The following is a 22,669-nucleotide window of genomic DNA, read 5'->3' as shown; positions in this document are numbered from 1 at the left end:
CCGTGACCACCACCGACATCGACGCCGCCGCCGAGCGGATTCTCGGCGCCTACGCGTCCGGCACGCCCTGTGCGCCCGTCCGCGACCTGATCACGACGGCGGACGACGCGTACGCCGTCCAGGACCGGGTGACCGAGCGGTGGCTGGGCGAGGGCCGCCGCCTCGCCGGACGCAAGATCGGCCTGACGTCGCGGGCCGTGCAGGCGCAGATCGGCGTGGACAGCCCCGACTTCGGGATGCTGTTCGCCGACATGGCCGTCCCGGACGGGGAGGAGATCCCCGCGGGCGCGGTGCTGCAGTCGCGCGCCGAGGCCGAGGTCGCGCTCGTGCTGGAGCACGACCTGACCCACGAGCGGCACACCGCCGCCGACGTGATCCGCGCGACGGCGTTCGCGCTGCCGGCCATCGAGGTCGTCGGCAGCCGGGTCCGTGACTGGGACATCACGCTCGCCGACACCGTCGCCGACAACGCCTCGTCCGGCATGTACGCGCTCGGCAACCGTCCCGTCCTCCTCAAGGACGTGGACCTGCGCCTGTGCGGGATGGTCATGGAGCGGCGCGGCGAGCAGGTCTCCACCGGCAACGGCGCCGCGTGCCTCGGGCATCCGCTGAACGCGGCGCTGTGGCTCGCCGACACCCTCGCCCGCGTCGGGCGTCCGCTCCGCGCCGGCGACACCGTGCTGACCGGTGCGCTCGGCCCCGTGGTCCCGGCCGTCCAGGGTGACGTGTTCGAGGCCCGCATCGACGGCCTGGGCGATGTCCGCGTCGCGTTCGGCAAGGAGGAGGCGTGATGGTGGACGTGAACCGCCTCGCGGCGACGCTGGACGAGGCCGCCCGGGACGTCCGGGCGATCCCGAAGCTGACCGACGCGGCGCCGTTCGACGTGGCGACCGCGTACGCGGTGCAGCGCGCCGGGATCGAGCGGCGGCGCCGGAGGGGCGAACGGCTCGCCGGGGTGAAGATGGGCTTCACCAGCCGCGCCAAGATGGTCCAGATGGGCGTGGACGACGTCATCTGGGGCCTGCTCACCGACGGGATGCTCGCCGAGTCGGCCGTGGACGTCTCGCGCCTCATCCATCCGCGGATCGAGCCGGAGATCGCCTACCTGATCGGGCGGGAGGTCCGGTCGGCCGCCGAGGTCGAGTCGGCCGTGGCCGGCGTCGCGGTCGGGTTCGAGGTCCTCGACTCGCGGTACGCCGACTTCAAGTTCACCCTCCCGGACGTGATCGCCGACAACGCGTCGGCGGCGCGGTTCGGGTTCGGGCCCTGGCACGCGCCGCGCGACGTGTCGAACGCGGGGCTGCTCATGGAGATCGACGGGCGTCCGGTGCAGACGGGCTCGTCCGCCGCGATCCTCGGCGACCCGGCGCGGTCGCTGCGGGCGGCGGCGCGGCTCGCGCTCGGCGCGGGCATGAAGCTCGAACCCGGCTGGATCGTCCTGGCGGGCGCCGCGACGGCGGCCGTGCCGCTCCCGAAGGACGCGCACGTCCGCGTCACGGGCGCCGGGCTCGGCGGAGTGGAGGTGACGACGTGATGGGCGACGCGATCCTCGTCGAGGGCAAGGCCGCGCCGCGCGGGCGGTTCCCGCACGTCAAGCGGGCCGGCGACCTCGTGTTCGTGTCCGGGACGAGCTCGCGCCGCCCCGACGGGACGTTCGCCGGGGCGAGCGCCGACGCGATGGGCGTCACCGACCTCGACATCCGGGCGCAGACCCGCGCCGTCATCGAGAACATCGGCGACATCCTCGGCGCGGCCGGGGGAGGGCTGGCCGACATCGTCAACGTCACCACGTACCTGGTGAGCATGAACGACTTCGGCGGGTACAACGAGGTCTACGGAGAGTACTTCGACGAGACCGGCCCGGCCCGCACCACCGTCGCCGTCCACCAGCTCCCGCACCCGCACCTGCTCATCGAGATCGCGTGCGTGGCGCACATTCCCGGAGACCGCACACCCGACGGGCGCACAGCCCATGAGGAGGCCGGAGCATGACCCTGCCCCAGCTGTCGTTCGGAACGCCGTTCAACTTCGAGTCCTGGATCGACGAGCACCGTGACCTGCTCAAGCCGCCGGTCGGCAACGTCCAGGTGTTCGACGAGGCCGGCCTGATCATCATGGTGGTCGGGGGTCCCAACCAGCGGACCGACTTCCACGACGACCCCACCGAGGAGTTCTTCTACCAGCTCAAGGGCAACATGGTGCTGCGCGTCATGGAGGAGGAGGGCCGCCCGCCGCGCGACGTGCAGATCAACGAGGGCGACGTCTTCCTGCTGCCGCCGCACGTGCGGCACTCGCCGCAGCGGCCCGAGGCGGGGTCGATCGGGCTCGTCGTGGAGATCCCGAGGCCGGAGGGGCTGAAGGAGGCGTTCGAGTGGTACTGCCCCGAGTGCCACCACCTCGTCCACCGCGCCGAACTGCAGGTCCGTTCGATCGTGGACGACCTGCCGCCCGCGTTCCAGGGCTTCTACGACGGCGACCGCAAGTGCCCGAACTGCGGCGCCGTCCACCCGGGCAAGAAGTGGCCCCAGACCATGACCCCGACCACGGCCCCCCGTGCCTGACCAGCCCGTGTCCGGCCAGCCCGTGTCCGGCCGGCCCGTGTTCGACGAGAACCCGTGTCCGATGGAGGCTCCGTGACCGTCATCGACGTCCACGCCCACGTGTTCCCGCGCCTCACCCGCGCCGAGGGCCGCGTGCTCGCCGACGCGGGGGAGCCGTGGCTGCGCGTCGACGGCGGCGGCACCGGCGCGATGATGTGCGGGGACGAGGAGTACCGGCCGGTCGGGGAGGCGCTGTGGGAGCCCGCCCGGCGGCTCGCCGACATGGACGCCGCGGGCGTGGACGCCCAGGCCGTGTCGTCCACCCCGCTGATGTTCGGGTACGCGGCCGAGCCGTCCCGCGCCGCCGACTGGTGCGACCTGGTGAACGAGCGCATCCTCGCGTTCTGCGCGGGCGCGCCGGACCGGCTGCTGCCGCTGTGCCAGGTCCCGCTGCAGGACCCGGCGCTCGCCTGCGAGGTCGCGACGCGGGCGGCGGCGGCCGGGCACCGCGGCGTGCACATCGGCAACCACGTCGGCGACCGCAACCTCGACGATGACGGGATCACCGCGTTCCTCGCGCACTGCGCCCGGCTGGGGCTGCCGGTCCTGGCGCACCCGTGGGACATGCTCGGCGCGGGCCGGATGCGCGGTCACATGCTGCCGTGGCTGTCCGGGATGCCCGCCGAGACGCAGCTGAGCATCCTCGGTCTGATGCTGTCTGGGGCGTTCGAGCGGATCCCGGCGTCGCTGCGGCTGTGCTTCTGCCACGGCGGTGGCAGCTTCGCGTTCCTGCTAGGGCGGGCCGACAACGCCTGGCACCGGCGCGACATCGTCCGCGCCGACTCGCCGCGCCCGCCGTCGGAGTACGTCGACCGGTTCCACGTCGACTCCGCCGTGTTCGACCCGCGCGCGCTCCGGCTGCTCGTCGACGTGATGGGCGCCGAGCGGGTGATGCTCGGCACCGACTACCCGTTCCCGCTGGGGGAGGAGGAGCCGGGCACGACGATCCGGGCGTGCCCGGGGCTGGACGACGCCGAACGCGCCCTGCTGCTCGGCGGCAACGCGCGGGCCTTCTTCGCCCGGGCGGAGGTCCCCGCCCAGGCACCGGCCGGCCCGGCCGTCGCCGGGACGACGCCATGAGCCCGACGACGCCATGAGCCGGACGACGCCATGAGCCGGACGACACCGTGAGCAGAACGACACAGGGGAAGGACGCCGTGACGGACGAAGACGAGGCGCGGCGGCTCGACGAGGACGATCCGCTGCCGACGCTGCGCGGCGAGTTCCTCGTCCCGCCCGCTCCCGGCGGGACGTTCGGGGAGGCGGCGTACTTCGCCGGCAACTCCCTCGGCCTCCAGCCGAGGAGCGTGGCCGGACGCCTCCGCGAGGAACTGGACGACTGGGCGACGCTCGCCGTCGAGGCGCACACGGAGGGCCGCCGCCCCTGGGTGGACTACCACGAGCTGCTGCGCGAACCCGCCGCCCGCCTCGTCGGCGCGCTGCCGCACGAGGTCGTCGCGATGAACTCGCTGACGGTCAACCTGCACCTGATGATGGCGAGCTTCTACCGGCCCGCCGGGACGCGCACCCGCATCGTCATCGAGGACTCGGCGTTCCCGTCCGACTCCTACGCCGTCGCCAGCCAGGCCGTCCACCACGGGCTCGACCCGGCCGCGGCGGTCGCGCGGCTCAAGCCCCGCCCCGGCGAGGACAACCTGCGCACCGAGGACGTCCTCGCCTTCCTCGAACGCGAGGGCGGCACGGTCGCGCTCCTGATGCTCGGCGGCGTCAACTACCTGACCGGCCAGCTGATGGACATGGCCGCGATCACCAAGGCGGGCCGCGCCGCCGGGGCGGTCGTCGGCTGGGACCTCGCGCACGCCGCCGGCAACGTTCCGCTGCGCCTGCACGACTGGGACGTCGACTTCGCCGCCTGGTGCACCTACAAGTACATGAACAGCGGTCCCGGCGCGGTCGCCGGATGCTTCGTCCACGAGCGGCACGTCCGGGACGCGTCGGTGCCGAAGCTTTCGGGCTGGTGGGGCACCGACCCGTCCGTCCGGTTCCGGATGGAGCCCGACATCGCCCCGCCCGCCTCCGCCGACGCGTGGCAGCTGTCCAACCCGCCCATCCTCGCGCTCGCCCCGGTCCTGGCCTCCCTGGAGATCTTCGACCGGGTCGGGATGGACGCGCTGCGCGCCAAGAGCGAGCGGCTCACCGGCTACCTGGCGTCCCGGCTCGCGGGGACCGGCGCCCGGATCATCACCCCGGCCGACCCGGCGGCGCGCGGCGCCCAGCTCTCGCTGCGGGTGGACGACGCCGGCGGGCTGGTCCGGCGGCTCGCCGAGGCCCACGGCGTGGTCGCCGACGCCCGCGAGCCCGACGTCATCCGGCTCGCGCCCGTCCCGCTGTACTGCACCTATCACGACTGCCACCGCGCCGCCGAAGCCATCGAAGATCTTGTTTAGGTGTGTCGGTGCATGGGGTGGCCCGGCATCGGGTAGGTTCGGGGGCGTTGCACGATGGCGCCCGGTCAGGCCGGCCGGGCACCAGGCAGTCTCAATGCGTTTTCTCCGGGTGACCGGCGGACGTGAGATGAGTCCGCTTGCAGCCCGGTCCGCCGCCCGGCGGGCCGGTGAGTTACACCCGAAGGGAAAGACCATGGCCGAAGGCACCGTGAAGTGGTTCAACTCCGAGAAGGGCTTCGGGTTCATCGCGCCCGACGGCGGCGGCCCGGACGTGTTCGTCCACTACTCGGCGATCGCCACCAACGGCTACCGCAGCCTGGACGAGAACCAGCGCGTCTCGTTCGAGATCACCCAGGGCCAGAAGGGCCCGCAGGCCGAGGGCGTCTCGCCGCTCTAACCTGCACCGGCGTGGTCTGACACGCGCTTTGGGCCGGGGACGTACGCCGTCCCCGGCCTTTCGCTTCCCCGGCTTTCGTTCTCCCGGCCGGATGCGGTCGCGGCCTAGTCCCGGGGGAGCCGCTCGCCCGTCCGCAGCCGGTCCAGGCCGAGCCAGATGAACTCCATGGCCATCTGCTCGGCGCGGTCACGCGGGGTGTCGGGATGCTCCAGCCACCACGACACCATCGACAGCATCGACCCGTACATGAGGGGGACGAGCAGCCGCGCGCGCCGCTCGTTCACCTCCAGCGCGGCCGGGGACAGCGCCGGGTCGGCGCGGCGGCGGCGCAGCAGCAGGTCGGCGAACGCGCCTCCGAGGCGGTCGCGGAGCTCCCGCAGCTCCAACCCGACGTCGTCGGGCTTGTCGAGGTGCCGGATCACCAGCGCCCACGCGTCCGGCTCGGCGGTGGCGTAGTCGAACAGGACCCGGATCATGGCCCGGATGCCGTCCGCCGAGCCGTGCGAGGCGAGCACGGAGGCGTTCAGCCGCGCGGTGAGCTCGGCGACGATCGTCTCGGTCACCTCCGCGAACAGCTCCTCCTTCGAGGTGAAGTGCTGGTACAGCAGCGCCTTGGACACCTGCGCGGCCGCGGCCACGTGCTCCATCTGGGTGAGGTGGTAGCCGCGGCGGCCGAACTCCTCCAGCGCCACCTGCAGCAGCTGCTCGCGCCGCCGGGCGTACGGCATCCGCCGCCGCACGCCCGGTGCCCGCGCCTCCGTGCCGTCGGTCATGCGGTGTTGTACTTGCCCAGCTCGGCGCGGGCGACGGAACGGACGTGGACCTCGTCGGGGCCGTCGGCGAGCCGCAGGGTGCGCAGGCCCGCCCACATGGCGGCGAGCGGGGTGTCGTCGCTGACGCCGGCGCCGCCGTGCATCTGGATCGCCTTGTCGACGACGTCCAGCGCGACCCGCGGCGCGATCACCTTGATCGAGGCGACCTCGGACCTGGCGGCCTGGACGCCGTGCTTGTCGATCAGCCAGGCGGTCTTGAGGGTGAGCAGCCGGGCCTGCTCGATCGCCATCCGCGACTCGGCGATCTGCTGGCGGACGACGCCCTGCTTGGCCAGCGGCCCGCCGAACGCCTCCCGGGACAGGGCGCGCTCGCACATCAGCTCCAACGCCCGCTCGGCCGCGCCGATCGCGCGCATGCAGTGGTGGATGCGGCCGGGGCCGAGGCGGGCCTGCGCGATGGCGAAGCCGCCGCCCTCCTCGCCGACGAGGTTCTCCACCGGGACGCGCACGTCGGTGAACGTGATCTCGCAGTGGCCGTGCTGGTCCTGGTAGCCGAACACGGGCAGCGGGCGGACGACCTCCACGCCGGGCGTGTCGAACGGCACCAGCACCATCGACTGCTGCCGGTACGGGTGGCCGTCCGGGTCGGTCTTGCCCATCAGGATCATGATCTTGCAGCGCGGGTCGGCGGCGCCGGTGATCCACCACTTGCGGCCGTTGATGACGTAGTGGTCGCCGTCGCGCTCGATGCGGGTGGAGATGTTGCGGGCGTCGGAGCTGGCCACATCCGGCTCCGTCATCGCGAACGCGCTGCGGATCTCGCCGTTCAGCAGCGGGGTGAGCCAGGCGTCCTTCTGCTCGGGCGTCCCGAACAGGTGCAGGACCTCCATGTTGCCGGTGTCGGGGGCCGCGCAGTTGACGGCCTCGGGCGCGAGCTCCAGGGAGCGGCCCGTGATCTCGGCGAGGGAGGCGTAGTCGGTGACGGAGAGTCCGTGTGCCGGGTCCTCGCTGTCGGGTAGGAAGAGGTTCCAGAGGCCGCGCTTGCGGGCCTCGACCTTGAGGTCCTCGACGACCTGGGGGACGTGGTGCTCGCGGTCCGCCGCGCGCAGCTCCGCCCGCTGGGCCGCGTAGACCGGCTCCGCCGGGTAGACGTGGGTGTCCATGAATTCCTGGAGGCGGCCGAGGTACTCCTGGGCCCGCTCGCTCAAACCGAAGTCCATTCCGTTATAGTAACTGACGAGTCAGTTACTTCGTGAGGGGAGTCCCATGCCAGCCTCGGACACGGCCTTCGACGGAACCGGCAAGGTCGCGCTGATCACGGGCGGATCCAACGGCATCGGGGCCGCGGTGGCGCGCCGGCTGGCCCGCGGCGGCGCCCGCGTCGTCCTCGCCGACGTCGACGTGGACGCCGGCACCGCGCTCGCGAAGGAGCTGGACGGCGCCTTCGTCCGCTGCGACGTGCGCGAGCCCGCCGACAGCGAGGCCGCCGTCGCCGCCGCGGTGGACCGGTTCGGCGGACTGGACGTGGCGTTCCTCAACGCCGGCGTCGCCGGCGGCGGCGGGATGGGCGACGACTTCGACCTCGCCGCGTACCGGCGGGCCATGGGCATCAACCTCGACGGCGTCGTGTTCGGCGTGCACGCCGCGCTGCCCGCGATCCGCGCCCGCGGCGGCGGCGACATCGTCGCCACCGCCAGCATGGCCGCGCTCACCGCCACGCCGTTCGACCCCGTCTACGGCGCCAACAAGGCGGCCGTGGTCGGTCTCGTCCGCGCGCTGGGCCCCACGTTCGCGGAGGAGGGCATCCGGGTGAACGCCCTGTGCCCCTCGTTCGCCGACACCGACATCCTGACCCCGATGAAGGGGCACCTCCAGGACACCGGCTTCCCGATCCTGGACGTGGACGACGTCGTGGAGGCGTTCATGCGCATCCTCGGCGCCGGCGGCACCGGCGACGCCTGGTACGTGGTGCCGGGCCGCCCGTCCGAGCCGTTCAAGTTCCGCGGCGTCCCCGGCCCCCGCTGAGCGCCCGCCCGACACACGACAGGCCCGACACACGACAGGCCCGACACACGACAGGCCCGACAGACACCCAGAGGAGAGTCATGCGCGCGATCCAGATCACCGAGTTCGGCGGGCCCGAGGTGCTGAACGTCACCGAGCTGCCCGAGCCGGAGGCCGGGCCGGGACACCTGCTCATCGACGTGTCGCGGGCCGGGATCAACTACGCCGACACGCACCAGGCCGAGAACAGCTACCTGTCGGAGTCCACGCTGCCGATGGTGCCGGGCGGCGAGGTCGTCGGGACCACCGCGGACGGCCGCCGCGTCCTCGCGCTCGTCGGCACGGGCGGTTACGCCGAGAAGGCCGCCGCGCCCGAGGCGCTCGCGTGGGACGTCCCGGACGGCATCGACGACGTCACCGCCCTCGGCATGATCGTCCAGGGCGCGTCGGCGTGGCTGCTGCTGCGCCGCAGCGTTCACCTGGCTCCGGGCGAGTCCGTCGTCGTCCACGCCGCGGCGGGCGGGGTCGGCACCCTCGCCGTCCAGCTCGCCAAGGCCTGGGGAGCCGGCCGCGTCATCGCCACCGCCTCGTCCAAGGACAAGCGCGACCTCGCCCTCGAACTCGGCGCCGACGTCGCGATCGACGCGAACGAACCCGACCTGAAGGACGCCCTCATCGACGCCAACGGCGGCAGGCGCGTCGACACCGTCCTGGAGATGACGGGCGGGACGGTCACCGACCAGAGCCTGCGCGCCCTCGCCCCCTTCGGGCGCCTCGCCTTCTACGGCATGGCGTCGCGGCAGGAGCCCTCGCCCGTACGTCCCGCCACGCTGATGGCGCACTCCACCACGATCGCGGGCATGTGGCTGGCGCACGTCTTCCAGCTCCCCGGCGACGTGATGGGCACCGCCCTCGGCGAGCTGTTCGGCCTCGCCGCGGACGGGCGGCTCCGCGTGATCGGCGGCGGCGAGTACGGGCTCGCCGAGGTGAGGCAGGCCCACGAGGACCTGCGGGCCCGCCGCACCACCGGCAAGCTCGTCCTCGACCCGTCGCGCTGAGCCCCTCTGCGGAGCGGCCCCGCCCCGATCAGCCGACGAGCCCGTTCTCGTAGGCGTAGACGACGGCCTGGGTGCGGTCGCGCAGCCCGAGCTTGGTCAGCACATGCCCGACATGCGTCTTGACCGTCTGCTCGGCCAGCACCAGCTCGGCGGCGATCTCGGCGTTGGACAGCCCCCGCGCGATCTGCCGCAGCACGTCCAGCTCGCGCGGGGTCAGGCCCGCGGTCGCCTTCGGGCTCGGCCGCTGATGGCGGCGCCGGCGCGCGAAGTCGCCGATCAGCCGCCGGGTGATGGACGGGGCGAGCAGCGCGTCGCCGCCCGCCACGACCCGCACGCCGTTCACCAGGTCGGCCGCCGACGCGTCCTTCAGCAGGAACCCGCTGGCCCCCGCGCCGAGCGCCTCGTAGACGTACTCGTCCAGGTCGAACGTGGTGAGCACCAGCACCTTGGGGCGCGCCGCGGCGGGGTCGGCGTCCGGGTCCGGGTCGCCGATCACCTCGGCGGTGGCGGCCAGGCCGTCCATCTCCGGCATCCGGATGTCCATCACGATCACGTCCGGATCGAGCCGGCGGGCCATCTCCACCGCCTCACGGCCGTTGCCCGCCTGGCCGATCACCTCGATGCCGGGATCGGAGGACAGCAGCGCCGCGAGCCCGTCGCGGATCATGACCTGGTCGTCTGCGATCAGCACCCGAATCGTCACGGCCCCAACCCTACGGGCATCGAAGATCAGTCCGGATCTCCATAGGGCAGTTCCGCGACGACCGCCCAGCCGGCGCCGTCCCGCGGACCGGCGGTGAGGCCGCCGCCGAGCATCGTCACCCGCTCGCGCATCCCGACGAGCCCGTGCCCGCCGCCGTGCGACTCCTCCGGCGTGCTGCGGGCCCCGTCGTCGGTGACCGACACCGCCAGCGACTCCGGCCCGTACCTGATCTCGATGTGGACCTGGGAGCCCGGCGCGTACCGCGAGGCGTTGCTCAGCGACTCCTGGACGATCCGGTACGCCGACAGATCGACCCCCGCGTTCAGCGGGCGCGGCATCCCGACGACGACGCTCGCGACCGACAGCCCGGAACGGCGGGCCGCGCCGACCAGGTCGTCCAGCCGGTCGAGACCCGGCTGGGGCGCGCGCTCGGCGTCGTCGTTCTCGGAGCGCAGCAGCCCCACGACGCGGCGCGTCTCGGTGAGGGCCTCGCGCGCCGCGTCCCGCACCACCCCGAACGTCTGCCGCGCGGCGTCCGGCAGGTCCGGGATCCGGTAGGGCGCGGCCTCCGCCTGCATCGCGATCACCGACATGTGGTGCGCCACCACGTCGTGCAGCTCGCGGGCGATGCGGGCGCGCTCCTCCAGCACCGCCTGGCGGGCGAGGTCCTGCCGGTGCTGCTCCTCGCGCCGGCGCAGCTCCTCCACGGCCGAGTGCCGCCCGCCGACCGCGTCGCCGAAGGTCAGCGCGATCGCCGCGACCCCGGCCAGGATCATGCCGAACCAGCCGGGCATGCCGAGCACCACGGCGGGCGTCAGCACCGCCGCGATGGTGATCGCGCCGACGCCGAGTGTGGTCTGCCGGTCGGCGCCGACCCCGGTGAAGAAAAGGATGACGATCAGCGCCAGGATCGCCGTGACCGGCCACGGCATGAAGCCTTCCCCGTGCCGGACGAAGACCGTCAGCAGCAGGCCGGCCGCCGCGACCCGCCACGCGGCGAGGGGCCAGCGCGCCGCGAAGATCAGCGGCGTCGCCTGCAGTACGCCGAGCGGCCAGGCGAGCCCGGCGCGGACGTCGTACTGCACGATGGCGATCGCGATCGACCCGGCCGTGAAGCCGATCGTCATCGCGAGCATGACCGCCAGGATCGGCAGGCGCAGCGCCGGCCGTCCGGGCAGCAGCGTGACGGCCGGGTCGTCCCGGCCCGGCATGAGCGCGGAGCGGACGCCGGCGAGCAGCCGGGGACGGACCCCGGGCGCGAAGCGGTCGTGATCGTTCATTTGGACGAAGCCTAGAACGCCGCGGGCCGCGGCGGCCTGACCCGGGGGAGGGAGATGTGGACCGCCCCCCTCGGTATCACGCCTGAGCAGCGCCTCACCGCGGCGATCTTGCGGTGATCGGCCGGGCGACGGAGGATGCGGGGATGACCGACCTGAGCCATCCGATCTTCGCCCGGCTCTACCCGCGGCTCGACGCCGCCTCCGCCAGGGCGGGCGGCGACGCGCACCGCGCCGAGCTGCTCGCCGGGACGTCCGGCCGCGTGCTGGAGGTGGGCGCCGGGCACGGGGCCAACTTCGCGCACTACCCGCCGGAGGTCACCGAGGTCGTCGCCGTCGAACCCGAGCCGAGGCTGCGCGCCAAGGCCGGCCGCGTCGCCGCCCGCGCGCCCGTCCCCGTCACCGTGCGGCCCGGCGTCGCCGAGGACCTCGACCTCGACGACGCCTCGTTCGACGTGGTGGTGGCGTCCCTCGTGCTGTGCTCGGTGCGCGACCCCGTCCGCGCCCTGGCCGAGGTGAGGCGGGTCCTCCGGCCCGGCGGCGAGTTCCGCTACTACGAGCACGTCCGGGGACGCACGCCGGGGAAGGTGCGGTTCCAGCGCTGCGCCGACGCGGTGTGGCCGTTCCTCGCCGCCGGATGCCACGTGTCCCGCCCGACGGACGAGTGGATCGCACGCTCCGGGTTCACCGTGCGCGACGAGCGCCGCTTCGAGTTCCCGGCGTCCGGCGCCAACCCCGCCTCCCCGCACGTCCTCGGAATCGCCGTCCGCGACTGAGCAACGGCGAATCCCCGCATGGGGGGTCCTTCCCCTGTTCGGCTACGACTCCGCGGTCATGCCGGGCGGCGACGTGCACTGCGGCGGCCCGCGCTCGTCGGATACAGTGGAATCATGTCGCAGGCATTCGAGACGACGACGCCGGGTCACTCCCGGCGAGACTGCGGCATGTCCTGACATTGCACGCGGCAGGGCCCCGGGAGCGATCCCGGGGCCCTGCCGCTTTTTCGGGGCGGCCCTCCGGGACCGCCGGGCCCTCCACGACGAGAGGAGCGGCCGATGGAACCGGATGCGTCCGGGCGGCACCCCGAATCGATAGCATCGGAACCCGCTGACCCCAGCCCACCAGGTCCTGACCGAATACTGCGAGGAGTACCCGTGTCCACCGTGTCTGAGCTGCGCATCACCCTCGACGGGAGCGAGCGGGCGGTGCCGGCGGGCACCACCGCGGGCCGGGCACTGGACGCCGACGGCCGCACCGTGATCGCCGCCCGGGTGAACGGCGAGCTGCGCGACCTCGCCGGCGAGCTGCGCGACGGGGACGCGGTCGAGCCGGTCGAGATCGGCTCCGCCGACGGCCGGGCGATCATGCGGCACTCCGCCGCGCACGTGATGGCGCAGGCCGTGCAGGAGCTGTTCCCCGAGGCGAGGCTGGGCATCGGCCCGCCCGTGGAGAACGGCTTCTACTACGACTTCGACGTCGCCGAGCCGTTCACCCCCGACGACCTGAAGCGCATCGAGAAGCGGATGCGCGAGATCGTCAAGCAGGGGCAGCGGTTCTCCCGGCGGCCCGTCTCCGACGAGGACGCGCGCGCCGAGCTGGCCGCCGAGCCGTACAAGCTGGAGCTGATCGGCCTCAAGGGCTCCGGCCCCGTCGGGGACGCCGCCGACGGCGCGGACGTCGAGGTCGGCGGCGGCGAGCTGACCATCTACGACAACCTCGACGCCAAGTCCGGCGAGCTGCGCTGGAAGGACCTGTGCCGCGGCCCGCACCTGCCGTCCACCCGGGTCATCCCCGCGTTCAAGCTGATGCGCTCCGGCGGCGCCTACTGGCGCGGCAGCGAGAAGAACCCGCAGCTCCAGCGGATCTACGGCACCGCCTGGGAGTCCAGGGACAAGCAGGACGAGTACCTGAAGTTCCTGGAGGAGGCCGAGAAACGCGACCACCGCAGGCTCGGCGCCGAACTCGACCTGTTCTCGTTCCCGAGCGAGATCGGCAGCGGCCTCGCCGTCTTCCACCCCAAGGGCGGCGTCGTCCGCAAGGTGATGGAGGACTACTCCCGCCGCCGGCACGAGGAGGAGGGGTACGAGTTCGTCAACACCCCCCACATCACCAAGGGCCACCTGTTCGAGACCTCCGGCCACCTCGGCTGGTACAAGGACGACATGTTCCCGCCCATGGAGGTCGACGGGGGCGAGTACTACCTCAAGCCGATGAACTGCCCGATGCACAACCTGATCTTCCGGGCGCGCGGGCGGTCCTACCGGGAGCTGCCGCTGCGGCTGTTCGAGTTCGGGTCGGTGTACCGGTTCGAGAAGTCGGGCGTGGTCCACGGCCTCACCCGCGTCCGCGGCATGACCCAGGACGACGCGCACATCTACTGCACCGAGGACCAGATGGGCGAGGAGATCAAGCGGCTCCTCGACTTCGTCCTCGGCCTGCTGCGCGACTACGGGCTGAACGAGTTCTACCTGGAGCTGTCCACCCGCGACGACTCCGACAAGTTCATCGGCTCCAACGAGATGTGGGAGAAGGCCACCGCGGCGCTCCGGGGGGCCGCCGAGTCGACCGGGCTCGACCTCGTCCCCGATCCGGGCGGCGCCGCCTTCTACGGCCCCAAGATCTCCGTGCAGGCCAAGGACGCGATCGGCCGGACCTGGCAGCTGTCCACCATCCAGGTCGACCCGAACCAGCCCGAGCGGTTCGGCCTGGAGTACCAGGCGGCGGACGGCACCCGGCAGCGGCCCATGATGCTGCACCGGGCGCTGTTCGGGTCGATCGAGCGGTTCTTCGGCGTGCTGCTGGAGCACTACGCGGGCGCGATGCCGCCGTGGCTGGCGCCGGTGCAGGCCGTCGGCATCCCGATCGGCGACGCCCATGTCCCGCACCTGGACAAGGTCGCCGCGCGGCTGCGCGAGCGCGGCGTCCGCGTCGAGGTCGACACCTCCTCCGACCGCATGCAGAAGAAGATCCGCAACGCGCAGAAGCAGAAGATCCCGTACATGCTGCTCGCGGGCGACGACGACGTGGCCAAGGACGCGGTGTCGTTCCGCTACCGCAACGGCGAGCAGCGGAACGGGGTCCCGATCACCGAGGCGGTCGACGAGATCGTCAAGGCGGTCGAGGCCAGGATCCAGATCTGAGCCGGGGGGCCGTGCCCGCCCCGTTCGGGCGCGGCCCCCGCCCGGTCCCGGTCAGTCCGTGGACAGGACGAGCGGTCTCGTGGCGTCCCGGAAGCCGACCGCCCACACGGTGCCCGTGCCGGGGACGCGGGTGAGTCCCTGGATGGCGCCCTTCATACCGGGCGCCGGCTCCTCCATCCGCCAGGAACCGTCCGTGTAACGGAGGATGCGCGGGGTGCCGTTCAGGCCGGGCATCGAAGGAACGGCCCAGAGCCCGCCCGCACCGTCGTCGACGAGGCCGTCGGCGGAGTAGGAGGCGTTGCCTGCATCCGGACCGTAGAAGTAGTACGTGCCGCCGCCGAAGGCGGCCCCCTCCGGGAGGGCGTCCTCCCGCCAGGTGGACCCGTTCCAGTGGTAGGAGGCGTACTTCCGGGGGCTGTCGGTGAAGCCGGTGATCCACACGTCGTCGGGGGCCAGCGGGAGGACGGCGACGAGGCGTCCCTTCTTGCCCACTGCCTGCGGCGGGGTCATGGTGGTCCAGGCGGTGCCGTCGAAGCGCGCGGCGTAGGCGAGGCCGGAGTCGGCCGTCCGGCCCACGGCCCAGACGTCTCCCGGTGTCCGCTGCCTGATGCCCTGGATCGACGCACCCAGCGTGTGCGGGACCCATGCACCGGACTCGTACCGGTAGACCGACGGGTCGTCCGGTGTGACCGGCATGCCCGAGACCCACGCGCCTTCCCCGTCGGCATCGAGCGACTCGATGACCCTGAGGGTGGACGGCGCCGCGACCTCACTCCAGTTCCCGGCAACGGCGCGGGCCAGATAGGGCGCTCCCTCGACGGTGCCGGCGGCGGTGTCCCGCGTGCCCGCCGCCCAGGCGTCGGCCGCCGATGTCGCGTCCACGAACTTGATCTGGCCCTGGCCTGCCAGGCCGGGCGTGCTCGTCCACGACCAGCCGCCGCCGGTCCAGTGCTGCAGAGTGGGGTTCTGGTGCCGGCTCTCGATGCAGGGGCCGCTTCCCGGGCAGGCCAGCGTGACGCTGCTCTGCCACTGGTAGCCGCCGATCCATACCGAGTCCGGACCCGTCGCCGAGACCCCCAGCAGTCTGCTGGTGCCGATGGTGAACGGGGAGGGCTTCACCGTCCATGCCGTGTCGGCCGATGCGGCGGGCGCCGGTCCCGCGGCGACCGCCAGGGCGACCGTGGCCATCACCGCCAGCGCGGCGGACGCACCGCGCTTATTCGGGGAAATACGTATGATCTTCACCCGAGGCACGATCCGGTAGATGGCGTCGTGATCTCTTGTCCGGCGGATCACAACTTCGGGGTGATGGTGTGTCCCGTGATGGGCGAAATCGCGAAATCTGTCTACCGCGTTCCCTGCGTGAACGACTCCTCGACGCGGCCTACGGCATCGTGGAGAACGGCGACTGGGACTCGCTGCGGCTCGCGCAGGTCGCCCGGACGGCCGGCGTCAGCCGACAGACCGCCTACAACGAGTTCGGCTCCAAGATCGGGCTGGGCCGCGCCCTCGTCGAACGCGAGGTCGACGTGCTCGTCGGCGGCGTCCAGGAGCGCATGGACGGGCATCTCGACGACCCCCCGGCGGCGGTGGAGGCCGCCGTGCTGTTCGTCCTTGCGGAGGCGGGACGCCGGACGCTGCTGCGCAGCATCCTCGGCGCCGGGCGGTACCGGGACGACGACCTCGTCGCCCTCGCCACCCGGGGACGCGAGCCGGTGCTCGCCGAGGTGATCACGGTGTTCCGCGCCTACGCGGACGCGACCTGGCCGTCCGTCGCCGCCGAGGTCAAGGACGTGCTGGTGGAGACGCTGATGCGGGCGACGGTCAGCCACGTCGTCGCGCCGCTGCACGAGCCCGCCGCGGTCGCCCGCGACCTCGGTACCCTGACCCGGCTGCTCGTCCACCCGGCGGACGGCTCCGCGCCCCGCGCCGCCCGGCCGCGGGGCCGGGCCGCCGCGACGCGGCAGTGAGCGCCGCCCGGAATTGGTAGCCTCGTCGCGCACGTGCGACCGGGGAGATGGCGGAGATGAAGTCCAGGAGACCGGCACGGCGGTCCCGGTCGGTCTTGGCCAGGGTCGCCGGCTACGCCGGAACCACGCTGCTGGTGGCGGCCGCCATCGTGGTGCTCCTCGTGCCGCTGCTGGACGACGGGAAGAGCGGCGGCACCGCGGGCGCCCAAGGGTCGGCGAGCCCGTCGCCGACGTCGCCGGGCGGCCCCGCGGGCCCCGGTCCCGGCCTCCCGGTGGCCCCGACCGGCCCGGCGCCGCAGCAGAACGGGACCGGCCGGCCCGACCCCGCCGGCGGCGGGGGCGGCGGGCCGCAGATCCCCGGCCAGGGCGGCGACGGCGGCCTCACGTGGTGCCCGGAGGGCACGGCGCACTACCGCGCCGCGGCCACCGGCGTGGACGTCGTCATCACCGTGGCCTCCAGCGGCGCGATCCGGGCGGAGTTGTCCCTGCGCGGGCGGTCACCGGAGTCGCAGCAGACCACCGTCACCGGCGGCAGGCCGCACACGTTCCGCTTCAAGGGCGTCTCACCGCAGCTCGTCGAGCGCGTCAAGGTCACCACGGTCTCCGTCGGGGTGTCCATGCAGACGTGCTACGCCCGCGCCGCGGCGTGACGGGCGCCGGCCGGCGGGAAGCGGCGTTCAGCGGTGCGAACCGGCGGCCAGGCGGACGTCGCCGACGGACACGTTGACCGCCGCGACCCGCGCCCCGAGCATCACACCCGCCACCCGCGCGACGTTCGTCTGGACGACCTTGGCCACGTCCCTGATCACGCTGCCGTACTCGACGGCGATGACGAGGTCGAGCGTCACCTCTTCCGCGTCCAGGACGACGCGCACGCCCGTCCCGGCCCTTCCGGCGGCCGGCCCCGGGTTCTGCCCCGGGGCCGCCGGACCGGGGCGCGCGACCAGGGCGGCGACCCCGGCCACCTCCAGCGCGGCCAGTGCGGCGATCTTCTCGATGACCTCGTCCTCGATCGTGATGCGCCCCTCCACCGCCGTGGTGACGTCGGACGCCGAGCCCTGCAGCGTCATCGGCAGCGCGTTCGCCCCGGGCGCCGCGGCGCCCGGCCGCCCCTCCGCGCCCGGCCGCCCCTCCGTGCGGGGCCGCTCCGCCGGGCCGGACGTTTCCGCGGGGGCCGCGGGCGGCGCCGGGAGCGGCGTCCCCGGCGGCGGCACCGTGCCCTGGTGGCCGGCCGGCCCGGGGAAGAACGGCATGGACCCGGGCTCCGCGCCGCCCGCCCCGCGCCGCGTCTCGCCGTTCCCGGTACCGCCCTTGTCGAGCCCGGTCATGATCGCTCCCATGGTTCGGTTGGACGACCATGGTGTCGGAGCGACCCGCGAGACGTCACGGAAGGGGTGTTCGCGGGCGCGTCCCGCCGGCATCCCGGCTACAGCCCCGCACGCGTCTCTCTCTATGCTGCTGGTCAGGCCGTGAACAAAAGGAGACCGCCGCCTTGAGCGCAGAGCCGGAGGAGTCCGTGGTGCAGACGGGGCGCGAGGGCGCGTCCGGGACCGGGAGCGAGCGCGGGCCCCGCTTCGAGGAGGAGAGGGGCGGCGCGGGCGTGCCCGACAACTTCCAGCGGCTGTGGACCCCGCACCGGATGGCCTACATCAAAGGCGAGGGCAGGCCGACCGGGGCCGACGCGGGCGAGGTCTGCCCGTTCTGTGAGATCCCCGGCATGTCCGACGAAGACGGCCTCGTCGTGTCCCGCGGAGAGTCGGTGTTCACGGTGCTGAACCTCTACCCCTACAACTCGGGGCACCTGATGGTCGTCCCGTACCGGCACGTCGCCGACTACGCCGACCTGGACGAGCCGGAGTACCTGGAGCTGGCCACGTTCACCCAGCGGGCCCTCACCGCGCTGCGCAAGTGCAGCGGCGCGCAGGGCTTCAACGTCGGCATGAACCTCGGCCTCGTCGCGGGCGCGGGGATCGCCGCGCACCTGCACCAGCACGTCGTCCCGCGCTGGGGCGGCGACACCAACTTCATGCCGGTCGTCGGGCACACCAAGGTGCTGCCGCAGCTGCTGCGCGACACCCGGCAGATGCTCGCCGACGCCTGGCCCGCCGTATGACCCGCCGAACGACCCGCCAAATGACCCGCCGTACGCGCCGGCGGGAAAGGCCGGTGCTCGTCTACGACGGCGACTGCGGTTTCTGCACGTCCTCGGTGCGGTTCCTCGAACGGCACGTCCCCGTCCGGGCCACGGTCGTCGCCTACCAGTTCGCCGACCTCGACGCCCTGGGCACCAGCGCCGAGCGGGCCGCGTACGAGGTGCTGTGGATCGACCGGGCCGGGCGGGTCAGCGGCGGCGCGGAGGCCGTCGGGCGGCTGCTCACCGAGGCCGGCGGCCCCTGGCGGGCGCTCGGAGTGATCATGCGGGTGGCGCCGGTGAGCTGGGCCGCGCACGCCGTCTACCGGCTCGTCGCGAACAACCGGGACCGGATGCCGGGCGGGACGGCGGCGTGCATGCTGCCCGCCGCCGAGCGTCCCGGCGCCGCCGCCGAGCGTCCCGGCGCCGGCGGCTGAGTCACCGGCGGCAGGTCACCCGCGCGGCCGGGTTCACCGCGGGTCCGCGGCGGGTACCTCCCGCGCCGGCCGCGCGCGCAGCCGCTCCGGCAGCAGGCCGGTGAGCCGCTCCAGTGGCAGGAACGCCGCCAGCCAGATCGCGTGCGGCAGGAAATGGATCGTCATCAGCGCGTAGGTGACGGCGTGGAAGACCGCGAAGAACAGCACCAGCAGGTACAGGGGCCGACCGCGCAGGAACAGCATCGCCGGCGAGAGCGCCTCGGCGAGGAACATGACCCACTGGCTGGCCTTCAGCATCACCGGGAACCCGATGAGGTCGCGCCCGAGCCCGGTCCCGCGCCGGCTCAGCGCCCACTGCACGGTCGAGCCGTTCGGCCACGCCGGGAACCCGCCGATGCGCACCTTCGCCCACGCGGACAGGAAGTAGGCCGCCACCACCCCGATCTGGACGCAGCGCACCGACCACGCCGACGCCTCGCAGGCCCGGCTGTCGCCGATCCGCGCGCGTCCCACGCTCGGCAGGACGAACAGGGCCACGACGAGCGCCAGATGATCGTGGTCGACCTTGCCGTAGGACATGCTGATCGTGACCCACCACAGGTAGCCGCAGGCGGCGACGTAGCCGCTCACCCTCGGCAGCACCCGGCCGGTCGCCGCGACGAGCCCGGCGGCGACGGTCACGGCCAGCAGCGTGTACATCGACCACGGCGTGGGCGCCGGCAGGTGCAGCAGCCGCCCGAGCAGGACGGGCTGGTACAGGTCGGCGGGCAGCCGCGCGTGCGCCAGCGAACTGCCGGTCAGCAGCAGCATGTCGAACGGCAGGAACACGTAGCCGATGATCCGCAGCCAGGTGATCCGGGCGCGGGGGACCGGCCCGAACCACCAGCGGCCCCACGCGGTGCGGGCCGGGCCGGGCCCGTCCGCCGCCCGGACGGGACGGGGCGCCTGCGGTGTCGCCTCCGCGGTCACCGCACGTCCCAGACGACGCGGTTCCGCCTCATGGTCGACACGACCTTGCCCTGCTTCAGCGTCTTGATCTCCTGCACGACATAGATTCTGGTCAGCTCGGGCCCGCCCGGGTGCAGCCTGTGCTGTCCTTCGGCGATTCCCTGCAGCAGGGAGGGGTCGCGGACGATCCGGCTCATCTGGCCTTCGATCTCGGCGCGTTTCATGCCCGTCCCGACCGCCGAGCGCGACAGCTCGATGTGCCTGCCGTCCGCGGTGTCGGCCTCCAGCCAGAACGAGCTGATCGTGCCGCCGTCGTCCTTCACCGAGAAGGCGAACTGCGTCATCGGCCCGAGCGGGAAGTGGTCGTTGCTTCCGTACGCGCTGGTCCAGAGCAGCGCGCCGACGACGGCGGCGCCGGAGAGGGAGCGCCAGAGCCGCGCGCGGGGCCCCAGCCGGAGGGGAGGAAGATCCACGGCGCAAGCCTAGAGTCCCGCCCGGGCGGAAACGGGCGGGACCCCGGGAACGTCCTGCCGTTCCTCGGCGCTACTCCTTTGACTCGGCGGCGACCTTGTCGGCCAGGTGCGGCGGCAGCGGCTCGTAGCGCAGGAACGTGCGGCTGAAGGTGCCGGTGCCCTGCGACATCGACCGCAGGTCGATCGCGTAGCGGATGATCTCCAGCTGCGGCACCTCCGCCTTGATCATCGTGCGGCCGCCGGGCACCGCCTGGGAGCCCTGCACCCGGCCGCGCCGGGACGTCAGATCGGACATGATCGGGCCCACGTACTCGTCGGCGATCAGCACCGACACCTCGTCGACCGGCTCGAGCAGCAGGACGGGCACCTGGCCCGCCGCGTCCTTGAGCGCGAGCGCCCCGGCGGCCTGGAACGCCATGTCGGACGAGTCGACCGAGTGGGCCTTGCCGTCGTGCAGGGTGACCTTGATGTCGACCAGCGGGTACCCGGCGGACACGCCGCGCTCCATCTGCTGCCGGACGCCCTTCTCGACCGACGGGATGAACTGCCGCGGCACCACCCCGCCGACGATCTTGTCGACGAACTCGAAGCCCTCACCGGAGGGCAGCGGCTCCACGTCGATGTGGCAGATGCCGTACTGCCCGTGCCCGCCGCTCTGCTTGACGTGCCGGCCGAGGCCCTTGGCCGTCCCGCCGAACGTCTCCCGCAGCGGCACCCGCAGCTCGATCCGCTCGACCTCGACGCCGTACCGGGACCTGAGCCGGTCGATCAGCACGTCGGCGTGGGCCTCGCCCATGCACCACAGCACCAGCTGCCGGGTCTCGGAGTTGTTCTCCAGCCGCAGCGTGGGGTCCTCGGCGACGAGACGGCCGAGCGCCTGGCTGAGCTTGTCCTCGTCGGCCTTGGACTTGGCGCGGATCGCCACCGGCAGCAGCGGGTCGGGCATCGACCAGGGGGCCATCACCACCGGCGACCCGGGATCGGACAGGGTGTCGCCGCTCTCGGCGCGGGTGAGCTTCGCCACCGCGCAGATGTCGCCCGCGAAGCACGACGACGCGGTGCGCTGCGCCTTGCCCAGCGGCGAGGTGAGCGCGCCGACCCGCTCGTCGACGTCGTGGTCCTCGTGCCCGCGGTCCTCCATGCCGTGCCCGGAGACGTGCACCGTCGTGTCCGGGCGCAGCGTCCCCGAGAACACCCGGACCAGGGAGATCCGCCCGACGTACGGGTCGGACGTCGTCTTGATCACCTCGGCGACCAGCGGCCCCTCGGGATCGCAGGCCAGTTCCCGCGGCGGCCCGCCCCGGACCGGGGTCACGGGGGGAATGCCGTGTTCGAGGGGCGAGGGGAACGCCTGGGTGATGACCTCCAGCAGCTCCAGCATGCCGATGACCGGCCCGGGATGATCGCCGTGCGGGACCGACGTCGCCATGACGGGGTAGAAGCTGCCGCGCGCCACCGCGGTCTCCAGGTCCTCGATGAGCGCCTTGACGTCGAGGTCCTCACCGGACAGGTACCTGTCCATGAGGGTCTCGTCCTCGCTCTCCTGGATGATGCCCTCGATCAGCGACGCGCGCTGCTCGGCGATCTGGTCCAGGTACTCCGGGTCGGGGTCGCACTCGGTCCGCCGCCCGGTGGAGTAGTCGAGGCAGCGCCGGCTCAGCAGCCCGATCAGGCCCTTCGGCCCCTCCGCGCCGCCCGCCGGGAAGTACAGCGGAGCGACGCCCTCACCGAAGACGTCCTGGCAGGCCATGACCACGTCGTCGAAGTCGCCGCGCTGTTGGTCGATCTTGGTGATGACGACCGCGCGGGGCATCTGCACCGCCGCGCACTCCTCCCAGAGCATCCGGGTCAGCCCGTCGATGCCGTCCACCGCCGAGATCACGAACAGGGCCGCGTCGGCGGCGCGCAGCCCGGCCCGGAGGTCGCCCACGAAGTCGGCGTACCCCGGTGTGTCGATCAGATTGACCTTGATGTCGCCGTGGCTCAGCGGGGCGAGCGCGAGGTTGACCGAGCGCTGCTGGCGCACCTCCACCTCGTCGAAGTCGCTGACGGTGGTGCCGTCCTCCACCCGTCCCGCCCGCTGCAGCGTGCCCGTGGCGGCGAGCAGCGCCTCCACGAGCGTCGTCTTCCCGGCCCCGGAATGGCCGACCAGCGCGACGTTGCGCACCTTGTCACACCCGCCGGCCTCCGGTGCCCTGCCGGGGGCACCCGGGTGGCCTCCCTTGTCCGCCATTGACTACCTCCTCGGACGGGTCTCCGCGCGGAGGCCCGCGTGCGGTTGGGGCCCGGCCCAGGCGAGGGGCCGGCCCTGACGTCCGAGTGCGGCGTCCGACCTCGTCCAACGTGCGTG

24 protein-coding genes are annotated in these 22,669 nt (G+C 73.1%); 15 read left to right on the top strand and 9 right to left on the bottom strand.

From position 1 onward, the window contains the following. Positions 1-2 precede the first annotated feature (2 nt). The 7 genes from AB0C35_RS29665 (at position 3) to AB0C35_RS29635 (ending at position 5,405) form a co-directional block, all read left to right on the top strand. Positions 3-791: a fumarylacetoacetate hydrolase family protein gene (locus AB0C35_RS29665; RefSeq protein WP_358462750.1), complete on the top strand. Its 789-nt coding sequence runs from the start codon at positions 3-5 to the stop codon at positions 789-791. Then, a complete protein-coding gene (locus tag AB0C35_RS29660) occupies positions 791-1,534 on the top strand; it encodes a fumarylacetoacetate hydrolase family protein (protein WP_358462747.1) in 744 nt (247 codons plus the stop codon). Before AB0C35_RS29665 ends, AB0C35_RS29660 begins: the two co-directional genes overlap by 1 nt. After that, on the top strand, positions 1,534-1,992 hold the full coding sequence (locus tag AB0C35_RS29655) for a RidA family protein (RefSeq protein ID WP_358462744.1): 459 nt from the start codon (positions 1,534-1,536) through the stop codon (positions 1,990-1,992). The genes AB0C35_RS29660 and AB0C35_RS29655 overlap by 1 nt, the downstream gene beginning before the upstream one ends. After that, positions 1,989-2,561, top strand: a complete 573-nt coding sequence (locus tag AB0C35_RS29650) for a 3-hydroxyanthranilate 3,4-dioxygenase (protein WP_358462741.1) — start codon at positions 1,989-1,991, stop codon at positions 2,559-2,561. Before AB0C35_RS29655 ends, AB0C35_RS29650 begins: the two co-directional genes overlap by 4 nt. 72 nt (positions 2,562-2,633) lie before the next feature. Beyond that, on the top strand, positions 2,634-3,680 hold the full coding sequence (locus tag AB0C35_RS29645; protein ID WP_358462738.1) for an amidohydrolase family protein: 1,047 nt from the start codon (positions 2,634-2,636) through the stop codon (positions 3,678-3,680). A 47-nt stretch (positions 3,681-3,727) separates the two neighbouring features. Further along, complete coding sequence (kynU, locus tag AB0C35_RS29640; RefSeq protein ID WP_358462735.1) at positions 3,728-5,008, top strand: kynureninase; 1,281 nt, start codon at positions 3,728-3,730, stop codon at positions 5,006-5,008. A 193-nt stretch (positions 5,009-5,201) separates the two neighbouring features. Further along, positions 5,202-5,405 carry a cold-shock protein gene (locus AB0C35_RS29635; RefSeq protein WP_131974991.1) on the top strand — a complete coding sequence of 68 codons (204 nt, stop codon included), beginning with the start codon at positions 5,202-5,204 and terminating at the stop codon, positions 5,403-5,405. Between the two features lie 104 nt (positions 5,406-5,509). Here the strand turns inward: AB0C35_RS29635 and AB0C35_RS29630 are convergent, their stop codons facing one another. Further along, the gene (locus AB0C35_RS29630) at positions 5,510-6,178 is read right to left on the bottom strand and encodes a helix-turn-helix domain-containing protein (RefSeq protein ID WP_358462732.1); all 669 of its coding nucleotides are present in this window, start codon (positions 6,176-6,178) and stop codon (positions 5,510-5,512) included. Then, positions 6,175-7,398, bottom strand: coding sequence for an acyl-CoA dehydrogenase family protein (locus AB0C35_RS29625; RefSeq protein ID WP_358462729.1), 1,224 nt, complete (start codon positions 7,396-7,398; stop codon positions 6,175-6,177). The genes AB0C35_RS29630 and AB0C35_RS29625 overlap by 4 nt, the downstream gene beginning before the upstream one ends. Positions 7,399-7,444: 46 nt before the next feature. Between AB0C35_RS29625 and AB0C35_RS29620 the strand changes: the two genes are divergently transcribed. Together AB0C35_RS29620 and AB0C35_RS29615 are read left to right on the top strand one after the other, a co-directional pair. Continuing rightward, on the top strand, positions 7,445-8,203 hold the full coding sequence (locus AB0C35_RS29620; RefSeq protein ID WP_358462726.1) for an SDR family NAD(P)-dependent oxidoreductase: 759 nt from the start codon (positions 7,445-7,447) through the stop codon (positions 8,201-8,203). Positions 8,204-8,283: 80 nt separating this feature from the next. After that, positions 8,284-9,240 (top strand): NADPH:quinone oxidoreductase family protein, encoded by a 957-nt coding sequence (locus AB0C35_RS29615; RefSeq protein ID WP_358462723.1) that lies wholly within the window; start codon positions 8,284-8,286, stop codon positions 9,238-9,240. 28 nt (positions 9,241-9,268) lie between these two features. On the opposite strand, the gene AB0C35_RS29610 is transcribed toward AB0C35_RS29615, so the two are convergent. Together AB0C35_RS29610 and AB0C35_RS29605 are read right to left on the bottom strand one after the other, a co-directional pair. Then, the gene (locus AB0C35_RS29610; protein ID WP_358462721.1) at positions 9,269-9,943 is read right to left on the bottom strand and encodes a response regulator transcription factor; all 675 of its coding nucleotides are present in this window, start codon (positions 9,941-9,943) and stop codon (positions 9,269-9,271) included. Between the two features lie 26 nt (positions 9,944-9,969). Next, positions 9,970-11,223 (bottom strand): sensor histidine kinase, encoded by a 1,254-nt coding sequence (locus AB0C35_RS29605; RefSeq protein WP_358462719.1) that lies wholly within the window; start codon positions 11,221-11,223, stop codon positions 9,970-9,972. A 143-nt stretch (positions 11,224-11,366) separates the two neighbouring features. On the opposite strand from AB0C35_RS29605, the gene AB0C35_RS29600 reads away from it, so the two are divergent. Next, on the top strand, positions 11,367-11,996 hold the full coding sequence (locus AB0C35_RS29600; protein WP_358462716.1) for a class I SAM-dependent methyltransferase: 630 nt from the start codon (positions 11,367-11,369) through the stop codon (positions 11,994-11,996). 378 nt (positions 11,997-12,374) lie between these two features. Beyond that, the gene (gene thrS, locus AB0C35_RS29595; protein WP_358462713.1) at positions 12,375-14,360 is read left to right on the top strand and encodes a threonine--tRNA ligase; all 1,986 of its coding nucleotides are present in this window, start codon (positions 12,375-12,377) and stop codon (positions 14,358-14,360) included. Between the two features lie 51 nt (positions 14,361-14,411). Here the strand turns inward: thrS and AB0C35_RS29590 are convergent, their stop codons facing one another. Further along, positions 14,412-15,605 (bottom strand): hypothetical protein, encoded by a 1,194-nt coding sequence (locus AB0C35_RS29590; RefSeq protein ID WP_358462710.1) that lies wholly within the window; start codon positions 15,603-15,605, stop codon positions 14,412-14,414. 68 nt (positions 15,606-15,673) lie between these two features. On the opposite strand from AB0C35_RS29590, the gene AB0C35_RS29585 reads away from it, so the two are divergent. Together AB0C35_RS29585 and AB0C35_RS29580 are read left to right on the top strand one after the other, a co-directional pair. Next, positions 15,674-16,330, top strand: a complete 657-nt coding sequence (locus tag AB0C35_RS29585; protein WP_358462707.1) for a TetR family transcriptional regulator — start codon at positions 15,674-15,676, stop codon at positions 16,328-16,330. A 56-nt stretch (positions 16,331-16,386) separates the two neighbouring features. Continuing rightward, positions 16,387-16,980 (top strand): hypothetical protein, encoded by a 594-nt coding sequence (locus tag AB0C35_RS29580; RefSeq protein WP_358462704.1) that lies wholly within the window; start codon positions 16,387-16,389, stop codon positions 16,978-16,980. A 27-nt stretch (positions 16,981-17,007) separates the two neighbouring features. Here AB0C35_RS29580 and AB0C35_RS29575 read toward each other — a convergent pair whose 3' ends face one another. After that, on the bottom strand, positions 17,008-17,658 hold the full coding sequence (locus tag AB0C35_RS29575) for an Asp23/Gls24 family envelope stress response protein (RefSeq protein WP_358462701.1): 651 nt from the start codon (positions 17,656-17,658) through the stop codon (positions 17,008-17,010). A 272-nt stretch (positions 17,659-17,930) separates the two neighbouring features. Here AB0C35_RS29575 and AB0C35_RS29570 point away from each other — a divergent pair, with 272 nt between their 5' ends. After that, entirely contained in the window at positions 17,931-18,443 is a 513-nt protein-coding gene (locus AB0C35_RS29570; RefSeq protein ID WP_358462900.1) for an HIT domain-containing protein, read from the top strand. Positions 18,444-18,463: 20 nt separating this feature from the next. Then, the gene (locus AB0C35_RS29565; protein WP_358462698.1) at positions 18,464-18,898 is read left to right on the top strand and encodes a DUF393 domain-containing protein; all 435 of its coding nucleotides are present in this window, start codon (positions 18,464-18,466) and stop codon (positions 18,896-18,898) included. A 33-nt stretch (positions 18,899-18,931) separates the two neighbouring features. On the opposite strand, the gene AB0C35_RS29560 is transcribed toward AB0C35_RS29565, so the two are convergent. The 3 genes from AB0C35_RS29560 to AB0C35_RS29550 all read right to left on the bottom strand — a co-directional run bounded on the left by AB0C35_RS29560 (position 18,932) and on the right by AB0C35_RS29550 (position 22,552). Further along, entirely contained in the window at positions 18,932-19,867 is a 936-nt protein-coding gene (locus AB0C35_RS29560; RefSeq protein WP_358462695.1) for a hypothetical protein, read from the bottom strand. Next, positions 19,864-20,319, bottom strand: coding sequence for a hypothetical protein (locus AB0C35_RS29555; protein ID WP_358462692.1), 456 nt, complete (start codon positions 20,317-20,319; stop codon positions 19,864-19,866). Before AB0C35_RS29555 ends, AB0C35_RS29560 begins: the two co-directional genes overlap by 4 nt. Before the next feature lie 70 nt (positions 20,320-20,389). Further along, positions 20,390-22,552 carry an elongation factor G-like protein EF-G2 gene (locus tag AB0C35_RS29550; protein ID WP_358462689.1) on the bottom strand — a complete coding sequence of 721 codons (2,163 nt, stop codon included), beginning with the start codon at positions 22,550-22,552 and terminating at the stop codon, positions 20,390-20,392. Positions 22,553-22,669: the final 117 nt, after the last annotated feature.

This window comes from Spirillospora sp. NPDC048819, from assembly GCF_040650055.1.
Lineage (GTDB): Bacteria > Actinomycetota > Actinomycetes > Streptosporangiales > Streptosporangiaceae > Spirillospora.
This window is presented reverse-complemented; position numbering and strand designations above follow the sequence as displayed.

Coding starts and splice junctions, on each gene's coding strand:
- AB0C35_RS29660 (WP_358462747.1), top strand. CDS start 791: ATGGTGGACGTGAACCGCCTCGCGGCGACGCTGGACGAGGCCGCCCGG.
- AB0C35_RS29655 (WP_358462744.1), top strand. CDS start 1,534: ATGGGCGACGCGATCCTCGTCGAGGGCAAGGCCGCGCCGCGCGGGCGG.
- AB0C35_RS29650 (WP_358462741.1), top strand. CDS start 1,989: ATGACCCTGCCCCAGCTGTCGTTCGGAACGCCGTTCAACTTCGAGTCC.
- AB0C35_RS29635 (WP_131974991.1), top strand. CDS start 5,202: ATGGCCGAAGGCACCGTGAAGTGGTTCAACTCCGAGAAGGGCTTCGGG.
- AB0C35_RS29630 (WP_358462732.1), bottom strand. CDS start 6,178: ATGACCGACGGCACGGAGGCGCGGGCACCGGGCGTGCGGCGGCGGATG.
- AB0C35_RS29625 (WP_358462729.1), bottom strand. CDS start 7,398: ATGGACTTCGGTTTGAGCGAGCGGGCCCAGGAGTACCTCGGCCGCCTC.
- AB0C35_RS29620 (WP_358462726.1), top strand. CDS start 7,445: ATGCCAGCCTCGGACACGGCCTTCGACGGAACCGGCAAGGTCGCGCTG.
- AB0C35_RS29615 (WP_358462723.1), top strand. CDS start 8,284: ATGCGCGCGATCCAGATCACCGAGTTCGGCGGGCCCGAGGTGCTGAAC.
- AB0C35_RS29605 (WP_358462719.1), bottom strand. CDS start 11,223: ATGAACGATCACGACCGCTTCGCGCCCGGGGTCCGTCCCCGGCTGCTC.
- AB0C35_RS29600 (WP_358462716.1), top strand. CDS start 11,367: ATGACCGACCTGAGCCATCCGATCTTCGCCCGGCTCTACCCGCGGCTC.
- AB0C35_RS29580 (WP_358462704.1), top strand. CDS start 16,387: ATGAAGTCCAGGAGACCGGCACGGCGGTCCCGGTCGGTCTTGGCCAGG.
- AB0C35_RS29575 (WP_358462701.1), bottom strand. CDS start 17,658: ATGACCGGGCTCGACAAGGGCGGTACCGGGAACGGCGAGACGCGGCGC.
- AB0C35_RS29565 (WP_358462698.1), top strand. CDS start 18,464: ATGACCCGCCGTACGCGCCGGCGGGAAAGGCCGGTGCTCGTCTACGAC.
- AB0C35_RS29550 (WP_358462689.1), bottom strand. CDS start 22,552: ATGGCGGACAAGGGAGGCCACCCGGGTGCCCCCGGCAGGGCACCGGAG.